We start from the raw sequence: 14629 nt of genomic DNA, 5'->3' as shown, positions 1-14629 counted from the left end.
CGCGCCGATTGAGGCGCTGGTCGCCAAGGTCGATGCTCGCAAATTCGCTGGCCAGTGCGCTCATGACAACCCCTTGGTCTTGGTTTGCACACCCCAGCCGCCTGCCTCATCGCGCACCTGCAACATCGGTCTCGGACCCTATCGATTTAAAGGGAGCGAATGTCACACGCGACTGGGCTTGATGTCCAACCTCGCCAGCATCGGCCCGCTGTCGAGATATGGGTAATGCTATGATCTCAAGAGCATCAATGGCACCTGGGTCAATGGTCGACGGCCGGCCTCCTCCGGGCAAGTCGCTTACAAGGGGCTGGACCTCTACCGTATATTCGACCGGTTCCGCTCCGGAATCGGTTATGTGCCACAGCAGGATATCGTCCACCGTAAGATCCGCATCTGGAATGCGCTGCCTTGCACGGTTCGGTTAAGGCTTCCTCACGATACGATGACTGGCCGCCTTCGCCAACTCGCTGACAGCGCATGGCGCTCTATCGACTCGGATCGAGTTTTTTTACTTTTGTATCCGCGGGAACGGCTGTTCAGCAACGCCGATGCTGAATTTCTTCTGGAAACGAAGTGCCTCCCGGATCAATTGAAGCCGAGATCGGTCCCTGCCCCAGATCCCTTCCAGATGTCGATCAGGCCGCGGATCCTCGTCCCACAATCGCCACAGCAGCGCGGCATTCTCCCAATAGCCGGCGCCAATGGCATGGCCGTCGGGGCTGAACATGGCATGGGTGACGCTGCCGAGATTCGCGTCAAGCGTCAGATAGGCACCCATGGGTTTGGCATGCGCGCGGAGCGGACGCTTCCAGATCCGAATCGCACCGTCCCGCGAGGCGGTCAGGATCCAACGCCCATCCGGGCTGAATTGGGCGAAATCAACACGATTCTTGTGCCCGTTCAGCTCGGCAAGCAGGGTTCCATCGAGTGACCAGACATGCGCCTTGGCCTCGAACGAGGCGGTCACGAGCGCTTTGCCATCGGGGGCAAACTGGACGCTATACAAGCGCCCGGACTGACCGTCCAGATACCGAGGTTCGCCGCACGGACGGTCGGCGAACCCATCGCCAATCCGGTACAGCGAGGCGCGTCCATCCCGGCTGGCGGCGGCGAGCCAATGCCCATCGGGCGAGAAGGTCAGTTCGGTGATCGACCCTTGGTGCGCGTCCCACTGACATAGCCTGGACCAGGTGCCCTGCCGATCGCGGCGCATCAGCTGGAGCGCCCCGTGCTCGCTGCCCGTCGCCAACAAGACCTCGTCGTCCGCGGCGGCCGTCATGGCCGCGTCGCGGACACTGCCTTTCATCTGCGTGAAAACGTCCGGCAGGGGTAAGGCCGTGCAGTCCTCGGGATCCCAGAACCGGACCGGCTGGTCGGGATCGCTAGACGTCGTCAGCAGCCAACGTTCGTCCGGCGAGAACAGGATTCGATAGACGTTCGGACAGTCCGCCGCGCCATCGGTCCGACAGACCTTGCGTTGACTGGCGACCCGCAGACGACAGGTATTGGCGGTGTTCAGCGACCAGAGCCTGGCGGTGCCGTCGGAGCCCGCGCTCGTCAACCACTGCGCCGATGGCGAAAAGTCGACCCGGCGCACTCGCCCCTTGTGGCCGGCCAGCGATTTGAACCGGACGGGATTCGTGGTGCCGTTCGTGCGGCCATGGCTCCAAACTTCCACATGACCATCAAAGGCCGCGGTCGCCATCAGAGTCGCCCTGGTTGCGGTTGCGTGGCGCGCGCCGGGCGAAGCCGAAGAGAGGGGCGGCGTGTCTTGGGCAGCGGGCTCCCAGCCCGCTGGCGCTTCGGCCATGGCGACGTGCCAGACGTGATCGTCGTGGTCCAGCCGGAAGGCCAGAGGGTTCGCCGGTTCCGCCGACCACAGACGCGCCGAGCCATCCGCCTGCGCGGTCGTCATGATGAGGCGCCCATCCTGGCTGAACCTGGCCTCCGAGATCGCCTTGTCATGACTGAAGACCGCCAACGCCCTGCCGGTCGTCAGGCTCCAGAGGCGCGCCGTCCGGTCCTGCGAAACGCTGAGAACCAAATGTTCGCCCCGTTGAGGGTCGGCATTCGGGGAGATGCTGATCTGGTCCACGCCCAGATCATGCTGGCCGATGATCTCAGCCGAATGAGTGCGCAGATCCCAACGGACGACTTGCCCCGTTCCATCGCCGACCACCAGCGAGAGACCGTCCGGCGAAAAGGCGAGATCCCGGACTGCGGATTGATGGATCCGGATGGTGCGCGCGCCACGCTGGATGGCGCCGAGTTCCGCGATTTGCTTCCCGTTCAAATCGTAAACACGGACCAGTTCATCGAGCGAAGCCACCGCGATCCGCTGTCCGTCAAGGCTGAAGACCGCCCGCATCGCCGGCTGGGGCTGCGAGCCCTGGCGTGGCAGAACGAGCTGCTCGTCGCCGCTCTTGCTGTCCAAGATCCGCGTCAGCCCATCGCGCGATGCGCTCATCAGCCGTTGCCCGTCCGCCGAGAAGGCCAGACTTCGCGTCCAGGCCGTGTGCAGCGGCCGATCCCAGAGCGGGGCTCCAGGACGCGACAGGTCGAGCACGCACACGGCAAACTGGTCCGTCGGCGTTTTATGCGCAAGGGCCAGGAAGCGTCCTTCAGGGTCGAGCGCAATGGCGGTTTCCTTGATATCGCCGCAGCTCCAGTCCGGGGGTTGTTCGGGCTGGGCCGGAAGACGCCAGACGCCGGTCGCACCAATCCCCAGGATCATCCGGTTTTCGCCCCGGCCAGCGAAGCGGATCGCGTGGATGGGAAGCTCGGGTCCGGCGAGATCGGACGCATGCCGGAAACCGCCATCCTGCCGTATCCAGAGTTGCGCCCCGCTGCCGTTCGACACGGTTGCCAATTGTTCGCCGTCGTCACTCAATTGAGGCACGAACGGAGATTCCGCTGACGTATCCCCGGTCTGGATCATGGCAAGCAGTCGATTGCTGGAGAGCGCGCGGCTGATCACATCGGTTCCCGCTTCCGGCAGGTCGGGGCCAGCCATCAGGGCCAGACGGATCGCCTCGGGCGTGTTGCCGCGGCCGATGGCGATCTCCGCCTCGCGTAGCAATCCACTTTGCCGATTGAGCAGGGTCTGGCGCGAGGCGTCCCAGAGCGCGTACAGGGTGACGCCGGCGAACAGCATCAGCACCGCCAGCAGCGAGCCAATGACCCGACGGTTGCGTCGGCGCTGCAATTGCAGCCCCGACCAGGAGCGATCCAGAAATTCCCGCTCCAGGGGTTCGAGTTCCTGCCAGTGGGTTTGGGCGAAGACGCGCGCAGCAGCATAGCCGACCTCTCCCAGCAGATATTCCCGATTACAGTCGGTCCGCTTCCACTGGCGTGCCTGGCGCGCGATCTGCGAACGCAGGGTCAGGTCGCGGCGATGGTCGGGATTCGTCAGCCAATCGCGCACGGGCCCCCAGAGCAGGAACAGGGCGGGGTGGGCGAAGTCAGCGATCGGCCGGTACTCCTCCCATTGAAGGGCCGGGTCGGCGCTGGGTTCAGGATCCGCGGGTTCCGTTGCCGGTGCATCGAGGAAGGCGTCGAGCGAGTCGGCCGTCTGTCCGAACTTGAAGCGCGCCCGCCATTCCTCGCGGATCTGGGTCAGGAGATGTCGCAGAGAATCGCCGATCGTCATCTCGATCGGGGGGCAGAGGCTCCGCTGCGCGGGATCCCAGACCGCGTCGGCGACGATGAGTCGGGCCTCGATGAAACGCTGCGTCAGGGTCGCGCAGCGGTCGTCGCGCAACAGGGTTTGCAGATTTCCCTCGCGCGCGCTCGCATGACTCCCGCCCTCCAGCGCCAGCAGCGTGCGACAGAGCATGGGCAAAGCGCCACGGGTCTCCTCGTCCAGGGTTTGCCACAGGTCGTCGGCGCGCTTGAGCAGTGGGCCGGACAGTCCGCCGATCCTGTGGTAGGCGCGCAATGTCAGCAACGAACCTTGAGTGGACTCGGACGATTCGCGTTGCCGGTAGAGCGCGTCCAGGGTCTGTTCCAGCAGCGCGGGCCAGTGCGTCACGGCGCTTGCCTCGGACTCCAGCGCCTCGATCAGTCCGTGTCCGGAGTCCCTGCCCATCGCCTCGAACTCGATGCCCGCCACGCGCGCGGGGATTTCCATTACCTGCCGGATCCGCCCCAGGGCTGGCGGTTCCAGTGGAAAATAACTGCGCTCGTCCAGCAGGGCGACCAGGGCCGGAAACCGTGTCAGGCCGGGCAGATGGCGGCTGCCCAGCGCGGCGATGATCCAGATCTCCTCATGCGCGGCGAGTGCAGTCAGGGTGTCCACAAAGGTCTGGGTGCGTGGCGAATCCAGTCGCGCCTCGGCGAACAGGCCGTCGAGCGGATCCAGGATCACGGCCAACTGGAGACGCCCCTCGCGCCCGCCCGTTTGTTGCAGATCGTCGTTGATCGTCTGGGCGATCGCGGCGCGGATCTGATCCGCGCCGACTCTGGGCTCGCTCGCGAACAATCTGGTCAGGCGTTCGGCATCCAATCCGAAGGCCACGAGGGAGGTTCCCAGCATGCTGGGCGAGACCAGCGCGCGCGCGAGCGATGCCAGCGGATCTTCCGGGTCCGGCTCGACCAGACACCAGCGACAGCCGGCGATCCCGCTAAACAGAAAGGGCCGGACCAGATGGGGCAGCAGACCGGCGCGGAGCAGCGACGTCTTGCCCACGCCACTGGGACCGGTCAGCAGCAGCAGACCTTGCCCCTTGCCGCTGCCCCCTTGCCCCGGCCCCCTTCTCAGTCCATCGAGTCGAGCGACCAGTTCGCGGGTTTCCGTCTCGCGCCCGGTAAAAACGCGCTCGTCGCCGACATCGAATGGACCCAGGGCACGAAAAGGGCTGCCCCGCCATTCGATGCTTCCCGCGGCAAAGCGGCGTTCGGTGCTGATGCGCCGATTCAGCAGCTTGCGAAGCTGAGTCTCGACCAGATCGCGGAAGGCGGCATCATTGTCGAACTGACGGAAAGCGCGTCGAAAGCTGCCATCCGGGTTGAAAAAATGGGTGCGAAAGAAGACTTCGAGCCGATCCCGATCGGTCATCGCCGCGCGGATCGTCTCGGCGTTGTTGATATCGACCAGGCGCGGGGCGATCTTGCGATAGACCAGCACTTCCGGGGTCTCGTGCCGCGCCGAAGCATCGACCGCGTCGACGAATTCCCATTCGGTGCCCGTCATGCCGCCATAGGGATCGTCGGCGAGCGGCGTGCCGAGCCGGGTCCAGAGCATGACGAGAACGATCTCGCACTCGGACGGACGCAGCAGCCCGGCCTGAAAACTGCGCGCGGCGGTCAGCGCCTCCTCCTCCCAAAGCACTGCCTGAAGCTGGAAATAGGGCCGATATTCCTGGGCCAGCGTCTCGATGATGTCCTTAACGAGCACGCGCTCATGTTCGACATCGGAGGGCGAGGACACGAAGATACGGACCTTGGATTCTGTCATGGCTCGGATTTGAAAAGCGCTGGCTTGCGAGTAGATTGGCCGGGTCACGAGCGCGGCGCAAGGCTCGAACGCCAATGAGGTGGGTTCGAGGCATGCGTGGTACGGCGCGAATCGCCGACGTCGGCATCCGGCTCAACCCACGGGATTCACGCATCCGCACGGGAATTGCGCAGTCTCTCGACACATCGCCGTGCCTGCGGGGTACAATAACCAAGAATAAATTGTCGCGGCCAGGGCTTCAGGTCTGTGTTGCCGCCGCCAAGATCTGTCTGGAAAGGCTCGCTGTCGACCCTGATTCGTGGAGGCGGTCGCGTTTGCGGTCACCTCACTTGATTCGGAGTATTCCGCCATGTTTCTTCATGAGACCGCCGATGCCGAGCATTTCGAGCTGGTCATCGTGCAATCGGTGCGACAGATCCTGAACTCGCCCAATCCAATCGAGTTCCTTGAATGGGCGCGGGAGGCCATTCCCCGGCTGCTCGGATTGCGCGAGGCCTATTTGGACGAGGTCGAAAGCCAACGTCTCGCCATGCTGCTCGGAACGGTGATCTGGAACGCCACCCCCCTGCCGACGAACGACTTTCTTCCGCTTCCGATCGCGTCCCCGCCACCCGAAGCGCCCTGTCTCTGCGGATCGGGTCAGCGCTACGGTGACTGCTGCGGCAATCTCGACGAGATGCCCGAACTCTCCAGCGAACTCATCTGGGAGATCCTGCTCGACGAGATCCCCGAGCGCACACTGCGCGATGCCCTGGCGCTCGATGCCATCCCCGGCCCGCTGCTGGCGAAGATCGCCGATCGCTGGCTGGATGACGATCGTCCGATCCGCGCGGTTGCCTTGCTGGAGCCGCTCTTCGCCGGGCCGCTGGATGAATTGGATACCCCCTACGAGCCGGCCTTCGATATCCTCTGCGATGCCTACGACCGGCTTGACCACTGGCGCAAGAAACTCGCCTTTCTCAACCGTGTCTGCGCCGAGGGCAGTCGGTCGCTGCAGGCAATCGCCTGGCAGCGGCTCAGCACCATGCATATCGACGAGGGCGATTTCGTCCAGGCCGAGGCCGCCTTCCTGTCGGCCTTGCGCAGCAATCCGGACAACCCAAGCACCGCCCTGCTGGAAATCACCCTGCTTGCCGCGCAGCACAAAGATCTTGTGGCCCGCGAACGGTCGCGCTTTTGGCTGCACCGTTTCCGTCGTCTTGGTTTCAAGGATGAAGTCTTCATGGAGTTTTTGAAGCGCGCCATTGCCGATCCTCAGGAGGCGATGGTCAATAGTCATGCGGATGCACTGGATCCGCTGTTAGTGGATTTGCGCGACTGGGTCGCCGGTATTGGCGTCCGACCGCTGCCCGCGTATGGAACGGCCTTGTTGCGGGAGACCTCCCGACATCGTCCTGTTGATCCGTTCGCTTTGCTCGAAGGGCCGGCGGAAGACATTCGGCGGCGTCCCGGTTCCCGGTTGTCCGCCGGAGCCACCAATGCACCGGCTGGCGATCGGGCCGTCGGGCCTGACAGTCGTGCGGAACTGCGGCCACCCGCGGCAGTGCGCCGGATCGAGTCGGTTTGGCGATCGCTGTACCCGGCCGCCAAGCCCCATTCGACTCATCTCACACTGGTGGAAGGGGTTGATGCGTGGGCCGAACCTGCCTGGCTGGACTATCTGCTCGATCATCCCGAGATGGCGGATAGCCTCGATGTCCTCGACGATCTGGCCACCGCGCTCTATGAGCATCCCGAGAGCTCGCTGCCCTGGATCTCGCACGCGTTGCTGCGGCCGCTCCTGGAGCGCGCCTGGTCGATCCTGGAGCAGACCCTCCCGCCGGAAGGCGCCCGCTGCATTCCTTGGTCGTCAGCGACCAATCGACCGGCGTTACGCCTGCTATTCCGCCGCTATCTCAGCCAGATTCAGGAAGGCGAGCCCAAGGGGGCGATCGACACCCTGGAAACCCTGTTGCGCCTCAACCCCCAGGACAACCATGGCGCGCGCGCCGAACTGATGAATCTCTATCTCCGCGATGGCGAGGACGAACGGGCACTGGCCCTGGCGCGCCGCTTCCCGGACGATCTGCTCGCCGATCTGGCCTATGGCGAGGTGCTCGCGCTGTATCGGCTGGGCCGCGAGGAGCGGGCGCGGCTGGTACTGAATACGGCGATTCGACGCTTGCCGCGCATCCCTGGCTACCTGACCCGCAAACGCATCAAACAGCCGCGCCTGAATCCGCTCGGGATGACACCCGGCGGCGACGATCAGGCATGGCTGTACCGCGAGGAGATGCGCGATGTCTGGTTGGCCGAGCCCGGCATCCTGGCCTGGCTGAAACGTGTTACCGCCTGAATGGCCACCATCTGAAGAGGAGCAAGATCCGTGACGTCACAGTATCGCATCCGGTTCTCTGGAAATCTGCTGCCCGGTCAGGAGCCGCGGGACGTTGCGAACCGTCTGGCCGTGCGATTCGGCATGGACGTCGAAGCCGCTCACGATCTGATCCTGAAGGGTAGCGGGCGGGTCATCAAACACGGTTTGACCGTGAAGGAAGCCGAACGCTATGGCGCGGAGCTCACGGCCAGCGGATTAGTCATCGAGATCGAATCCCAGGATGAGACGAGCGCGTCGGATGGGGCATCCGTTCTTGCCGCCGGCTCGCACGGGTCGCATTTCGCGTCGCTGCTTCAGGCACGCGACGACGAAGCCGGTTCGCCCGCGCCCAGCTCGGTTCCGATCGGGCGCGGCTGGGGCTGGATCGCCGATGCCTGGTCCCTGTTCCGGCAGCGTCCCTGGGCCTGGATCGGCGCGGTGCTGCTGTTCTATCTCATTCTGATGGTGCTCAGCCTGGTGCCCGTGCTCGGCGGACTCGCGACCACCATTCTTGGCCCCATGCTGAGCGCCGGACTCATGATCGGCGCCCACGCCCAAGCACGGGGCGATGACTTCAGGGTCGGCTATCTGTTTGCCGGGGTGTCGAACAAACCCGGTCCGCTGGCCCTGGTGGGCGGGGTCTATCTGCTGCTGGGGATTGGGGTCGTGCTCGTCGTTGCGGCACTCTTCGTGGGTATCATGGCCTCGACGGGGGTTGCGATGGATGCCGCGACCCTGGATCCGAATGACCTGGATTCATTGATGGCGATGAGTCCGATGCTTGCGCTGCCATTCCTCGTCTTGATGCTGCTCGGTATCCCGCTTGCGATGGCGGTCTTTTTCGCCCCCAGCCTGGTCGCGTTGAGCGATGTCCCCGTGCTGCGGGCCTTCCGGCTGAGTTTCCTCGGTTGCCTGAAGAATATCCTGCCCTTCCTCGTCTTTTCGCTCGTCGCCATTGCGATGGTGCTGCTGGGATCCATACCATTCATGCTCGGGTTGATCCTGGTTCTGCCCATTCTGACCATTGCGATCTATGCCGCGTATCGGGATATTTTCCTGCTTTAGGCTCACCCCTGAAGCAGCCGCTTCAGGATCTCGTTCACCTGTCCGGGATTGGCCTTGCCGCCGCTCTGCTTCATCGCCTGCCCGACGAAAAAGCCGAACACCTTGTCCTTGCCGGCGCGGTACTGCTCCACCTGCCCCGGATTGGCGGCGATGATGTTCGCGATCAGGGATTCGATGGCGCCGCTGTCGGTGATCTGGGTGAGTCCCCTGGCCGCGATGATCTGGTCCGCGTCGCCCTCGCCAGCCCACATCGCCTCGAACACCTGCTTGGCGAGCTTGCCCGAGACGGTATTGTCCTGGATGCGTCGGATCAGACCCGCGAGCATGCTGGCCGACACCGGACTCTGGGCGATATCGCCCTCTGCCTTGTTGAGCGACGCCATCAGCTCGCCGCCGATCCAGTTGGCCGCCAGCTTGGGTTCGCCGGTCTTGCGGGCGACCGTCTCGAAGTAATCCGCCAACTCGCGCGTGGCCGTCAGCAGGTTGGCGTCATACGCCGACAGACCATAGTCGGTGTGAAAACGCGCGCGCTTGGCATCCGGCAATTCCGGTAGATCGGCGGTCGCGGCGGCGAGAAAATCGGGATCGATCTCCAGCGGCAGCAGATCGGGATCGGGGAAATAGCGGTAATCGTTCGCCTCCTCCTTGGTGCGCATGGAGCGGGTTTCGTCCTTGGCCGCGTCATAAAGACGGGTTTCCTGGATGACACGCCCGCCGCCCTCGATCAGATCGATCTGACGCTCGACCTCGAACGCGATGGCCTTCTCCAGAAAGCGGAACGAGTTGACGTTCTTGATCTCGGCGCGGGTGCCGAATTCCTGTTGACCGACTGGACGCACCGAGACGTTCGCATCGACCCGAAAGGAGCCTTCCTGCATATTGCCGTCACTGATGCCGATATAGCGCACGAGCTGATGGATTTTTTTGGCATAAGCCACCGCTTCCTGGGCCGAGCGCATGTCAGGCTCCGAGACGATCTCTAGCAGCGGTGTTCCGGCGCGGTTTAGATCGATGCCGGTATAGCCGTGGAAATCTTCGTGCAGCGATTTGCCCGCGTCCTCTTCCAGATGGGCGCGCGTCACCCCGACCGTCTTGACAGTGCCATCGTCCAGGACAATCTCGACCTGACCCTTGCCCACGACCGGCAGTTCGTACTGGCTGATCTGGTAGCCCTTGGGCAGATCGGGATAGAAATAATTCTTGCGCGCGAAGATCGAGCGCGGCGCGATCTCGGCGTTGATCGCACGCCCGAAGCGCACGGCGAGCCGGACCGCCTCCGCATTGAGCACGGGCAGCACGCCCGGCAGACCCAGATCGATGGCGCACGCCTGCGTGTTGGGCGGGGCGCCAAACGCGGTCGGTGCGCCGGAGAAAATCTTGGAGTGGGTCGCGAGTTGCGTATGAATCTCAAGACCGATGACGGTTTCCCATGCCATGACGATGTCACCTGATTAAGGGGGCGCGCGTGAGGCCCAAAAGAAAAAGGCATCCAAGCGCTTAACACGCCAGCCAAGCCGCCGTCGCGTTGCGAAACGGCAGTATAACGTCATGCGCGACCCAGCGAAATGACACGCAATGACCTGTCAACGAGCAGGACAACAAGCAGCCACCAGGATGAAGCAAGAAACGATCACCCTTTCCCAACTGGAAAAATTTCTGGCGATCACATAGATAAATTACCCACAAAAAACTGATAGGTGGCAAGCACTCGAAGATCGAGTTTCACGGAACGCTTGCAGATCAGTCTGCGCATGCCTAGGTGCGCGATCATCGGTTATCGCTCGCGATGATCGACCTGGACGATTTCAAGCAGGTCAACGACCGTTTCGGTCATGCGGGCGGCGATGCGACGCTGGTCGCTTTCGCGGGTCTGCTGAAGTCTCAGGTGCGGGCAGCCGATCTGTCTGGGCGGTTTGGCGGGGAGGAATTTGTTCTGTACATGCTCGACGCCGACCTGCTTGCCTCCAGCGAGGCCGCCGAGCGTCTGCGCGTTCAGATTGCCCAGCTACGCCCGCTCGAAGCGGATTTTCGTGTGACCGCCAGCTTTGGCGTGACCGAGTTGAGGCCAGGGGAAACGGCGGAGACGCTCCTGATCCGGGCCGACGATCTGCTCTATCGGGCCAAGGCGGAAGGACGTAACCGGGTGATCGCGGAGGCGCGCGGCGCCTGAAACGGCGGTAGGAGCGTTAAGGAAACTCCCGGAAAAGAACATTGCCGGACGGGGCGCGCGCCCTGCAGGGCGTTTCAACCAGAGTCGCGGGAATGACGAATTCCCGGTGTTCAGAAAACGTTGCGACGGTGTGAATCCCCCGTCGCGCGGTCGTCATTCTTGCTTTCGTTGTCGAATCGAATAACGACAACGATTATCGCGGAGTGCCATGAACCCGTTGCCGGGTCCATGGAGATCGTCGGTCTTATGCCTTGGGCGGGACGGCGTCGAGATGCCAGATATCCTGGTTATATTCGGCGATGGTGCGGTCGGACGAGAAATGACCGCTGCGGGCGCTGTTCAGGATGCTCATGCGCAACCAGCGGTCACGATCCAGATAGGCTGCGGCGGCTTGTTCCTGCACGTCGAGATAGCTGCGGAAATCCGCGGCGGTCATCCAGGGATCGTGCGGATTGCGGATCGCGAGGATGATCTGGTCGAAGATCCCGCCCTCGAACTGATTGAAATGCCCGGACTCCAGCAGACTCATGACCTCCAGCAGGGCCGGATCGCCAGCGATGATGCCATTGGGGTCATAGTGATGACGGCGTGACTCGACACCGGCGGCGGTCATGCCGAAGAGGAAGAAATTCTCCTCGCCCACCTGATCGCGAATCTCGATGTTGGCCCCATCCAGGGTGCCGATGGTGACCGCGCCGTTCATCATGAACTTCATGTTGCCCGTCCCCGATGCCTCCTTGCCGGCGGTGGAGATCTGCTCGGACAGGTCGGTGCCGGGCGCGATCACCTCCATGAGCGAGACGCGGTAATCCGGCACGAACGCGACCCGCAACAGGCCTGCGGTTTCCGGATCGTTGTTGACGGCGCGGGCGACGTTATTGATCAGCTTGATGATCTGCTTGGCCATCACGTAACCGGGGGCCGCCTTGCCGCCGATCAGGACGCAGCGCGCGGTCCAGTCGCGGGTGTCACCGCGCTTGATGCGGTTATAGAGATGGATGACATGCAGGACATTGAGCAACTGGCGCTTGTATTCGTGAATGCGCTTGACCTGCACGTCGAAGATAGCGTCCAGCGGAAAGTCCACCCGGCAGATTTGCGCGACATGCTCGGCCAGACGACGCTTGTTGTCCTGCTTGATGGCGTGCCAGCGGGCGCGGAAGTCCGCGTCCTCGACAAAGGGCGCAAGCTGCTGGAGCTGGCTGAGGTCGCGCACCCACTCGGTGCCGATGGTCTCGTCGAGCAGTTCGTGCAGACCCGGATTGCACATGGCCAGCCAGCGCCGTTGGGTGACGCCGTTGGTCTTGTTGTTGAACTTCTTCGGCCAGATGTCGTGGAAATCGCGGAACAGGCCCTCGATCAGCAGCTCCGAGTGTAGCGCGGCGACGCCGTTGACCGAGAAGCTGCCGACGATCGCCAGATAGGCCATCCGCACCTGCGGATCGTAGCCTTCCTCGATCAGCGACATGCGCCGCTGGCGGTCGGTGTCGCCCGGCCAGCGGGTCGCGACCTCCGCCAGGAAGCGGGCGTTGATCTCGAAGATGATCTCCAGGATGCGTGGCAGCAGTTGGCGGAACAGCCGCACCGACCAGCGTTCCAGCGCCTCGGGCAGCAGCGTGTGATTGGTGTAGGCCATGGTCTGGCGGACGATCGGCCAGGCGGTGTCCCACTCCAGATCGTGGTCGTCCATCAGTTGGCGCATCAGCTCGGCGACCGAGACGGCGGGATGGGTGTCGTTGAGCTGGAAACAGTTGTGTTCGGCGAAGCGGCTGAAGTCGTTGCCGTTGAGCCGGATCCAGTCGCGCAGCACGTCCTTGATGCTGGCGCTGGCGAGGAAGAACTGCTGACGCAGCCGCAATTCCTTGCCACATTCGTTGGCGTCGTTGGGGTAGAGCACCATGGTGATGTGCTCGGCCTCGTTCTTCTGGGCGACCGACTCCGGGTAACTGCCGGCGTTGAATTCGCCAAGATCGAACTCGTCGGTGGCGGCGGATTTCCAGAGACGCAGGGTATTGACGGTCTCGTTGCGATAACCGGGAACGGGAATATCGTAAGGGACCGCAAGCACGTCATGGGTATCCACCCAGCGCACCGTCTTGCGACCGCGTCGATCCACGCTGGTCTCGGTGCGGCCGCCGAAGGGGATGCGCTGAGTGAATTCGGGACGTTCGAGTTCCCAGGGGTTGCCGTCGCGCAGCCAGTGATCCGGCTCTTCGAGCTGGTCGCCGCCCTCGATCAACTGGCGGAACATGCCGTATTCGTAGCGCAGTCCATAGCCCCGCACCGGGAGTTGCAGGGTGGCGCAGGAGTCCAAAAAACAGGCCGCCAAACGGCCCAGACCGCCATTGCCCAGGCCGGCGTCGGGTTCGTTGCCGGCAATCTCCTCCAGCGCCAGACCCATGCCGTAGAGTCCCTGCTCCACAGCGCTATTGATCCCGAGGTTGAGCATGGCGTTCGACAGTGCGCGGCCCATCAGAAATTCCAGCGACAGATAGTAGGTGCGCTTGCAGCCTGCCTCGTCATAGGACTGGCGGGTCCGCTTCCAGCGTTCCATCAGACGGTCACGCAGAGTGATGGATAATGCCTTGTAGGAATAGTAGATCGCCTGCGCGTCATGGTCCCGCCCGAAGGTGTGGGCGTAATAGTGCCGGAAATCCTGCGCGATCCCTTCGGAGTCCATGGGCAGGGGCGGAAGATCGAAGAAGTGCGCGTTCGGATGGGGTTTGGTGGGGTCGTTCAAGAGAGACATACGTCGTTGGATCCTGTTGGGTCGTGTTGAATATTGCGCGATATAGTAGCCGCTGGTGTGACTGCGCGCGAACGTGTTGTGCCATCCACGACAAATCGTGGCGAATCGGCAACATTGAGTCATCGCCGGCATCGGGATGTTGTGCGTTTAATGTCGCATCGCGATCAGGGTCGGCAGTGGCGAAAGTCCGTGCTTGAAATCGCCCCGCAGCCGGCTGAGCAAGCTAGCCCGCTTCTCGTCGTTGGCGACCATCAGGGCCGCGAACGCCGCGCGCCATTGAGCCAGGTATTCCCGGTCGGCCTGAAGCTCGGTGTACAGCATCACCGCCGTGCAGTAATCGGTGGCTCTGAGGTAATCCTTGAACGGACTGTCGGTGGGCACGAGCAGCGGGGCGATCAGTTGGCGCGCCCGCTTCGATGCAGGGAGCTTCGCGGTCGTCATGTTGGTTTTGGCATTAAGAGGATATCCGGTACAGAAAATGCCTGATTAGCAAAAATCGATGTGCCATGGCAATTTAGAGTGAAACCATCACCAGCGTGAGGATGCCATGGCTTTTCAAGACATGTCCGATGATTTTTGGTGCATCGTGGAAACCCTTGCTGGAACCGTTGAAGCGGAAAAAATCAGGTGGCCGTCCACCTTTAGAGTTTCGCGTCATCTTGAATGGGATCCTCTATCTCCTCAAGACGGGGTGTCAGTGGGATTGTCTGCCCGAGGGCGATGGCGCCAAAAGTACAGTGCACGAGCACTTTCAGCGATGGGCTCACGCGGGCGTTCTGGCCGAGATTTTCCACTTGGTGGCGCGTGAGTATCAGGACCAAAAGGGCATTCAAT

9 protein-coding genes are annotated in these 14629 nt (G+C 62.8%); 4 read left to right on the top strand and 5 right to left on the bottom strand.

Annotated features, from left to right (window positions below):
• The coding region (locus CCR95_RS26565) for a transposase DNA-binding-containing protein (RefSeq protein ID WP_476718520.1) at positions 1-64 on the bottom strand (64 nt) is incomplete at its 3' end.
• 444 nt (positions 65-508) lie between these two features.
• Positions 509-5455: an nSTAND1 domain-containing NTPase gene (locus CCR95_RS05930; protein WP_201092734.1), complete on the bottom strand. Its 4947-nt coding sequence runs from the start codon at positions 5453-5455 to the stop codon at positions 509-511.
• 349 nt (positions 5456-5804) lie between these two features.
• Between CCR95_RS05930 and CCR95_RS05925 the strand changes: the two genes are divergently transcribed.
• Entirely contained in the window at positions 5805-7790 is a 1986-nt protein-coding gene (locus CCR95_RS05925) for an SEC-C metal-binding domain-containing protein (RefSeq protein ID WP_201092733.1), read from the top strand.
• Between the two features lie 30 nt (positions 7791-7820).
• The gene (locus CCR95_RS05920) at positions 7821-8876 is read left to right on the top strand and encodes a BPSS1780 family membrane protein (protein WP_201092732.1); all 1056 of its coding nucleotides are present in this window, start codon (positions 7821-7823) and stop codon (positions 8874-8876) included.
• Between the two features lie 2 nt (positions 8877-8878).
• Here CCR95_RS05920 and gatB read toward each other — a convergent pair whose 3' ends face one another.
• A complete protein-coding gene (gene gatB / locus CCR95_RS05915; RefSeq protein ID WP_201092731.1) occupies positions 8879-10312 on the bottom strand; it encodes an Asp-tRNA(Asn)/Glu-tRNA(Gln) amidotransferase subunit GatB in 1434 nt (477 codons plus the stop codon).
• 350 nt (positions 10313-10662) lie between these two features.
• On the opposite strand from gatB, the gene CCR95_RS05910 reads away from it, so the two are divergent.
• A complete protein-coding gene (locus tag CCR95_RS05910) occupies positions 10663-11046 on the top strand; it encodes a GGDEF domain-containing protein (protein ID WP_242523084.1) in 384 nt (127 codons plus the stop codon).
• Between the two features lie 244 nt (positions 11047-11290).
• Here CCR95_RS05910 and CCR95_RS05905 read toward each other — a convergent pair whose 3' ends face one another.
• On the bottom strand, positions 11291-13795 hold the full coding sequence (locus CCR95_RS05905; protein ID WP_201092729.1) for a glycogen/starch/alpha-glucan phosphorylase: 2505 nt from the start codon (positions 13793-13795) through the stop codon (positions 11291-11293).
• Positions 13796-13942: 147 nt separating this feature from the next.
• Positions 13943-14236, bottom strand: a complete 294-nt coding sequence (locus CCR95_RS05900; RefSeq protein ID WP_201092728.1) for a hypothetical protein — start codon at positions 14234-14236, stop codon at positions 13943-13945.
• A gap of 101 nt (positions 14237-14337) precedes the next feature.
• On the opposite strand from CCR95_RS05900, the gene CCR95_RS26280 reads away from it, so the two are divergent.
• A partial coding sequence (locus CCR95_RS26280) for a transposase (RefSeq protein ID WP_207188529.1) occupies positions 14338-14629 on the top strand: 292 nt, incomplete at its 3' end.

The sequence above is a fragment of the Thiocystis minor genome, from assembly GCF_016653465.1.
In the GTDB taxonomy this organism is placed as follows: domain Bacteria; phylum Pseudomonadota; class Gammaproteobacteria; order Chromatiales; family Chromatiaceae; genus Chromatium; species Chromatium minus.
The sequence above is the reverse complement of the archived record's forward strand: the minus strand, read 5'-3'. Positions and strand labels throughout refer to the sequence as shown.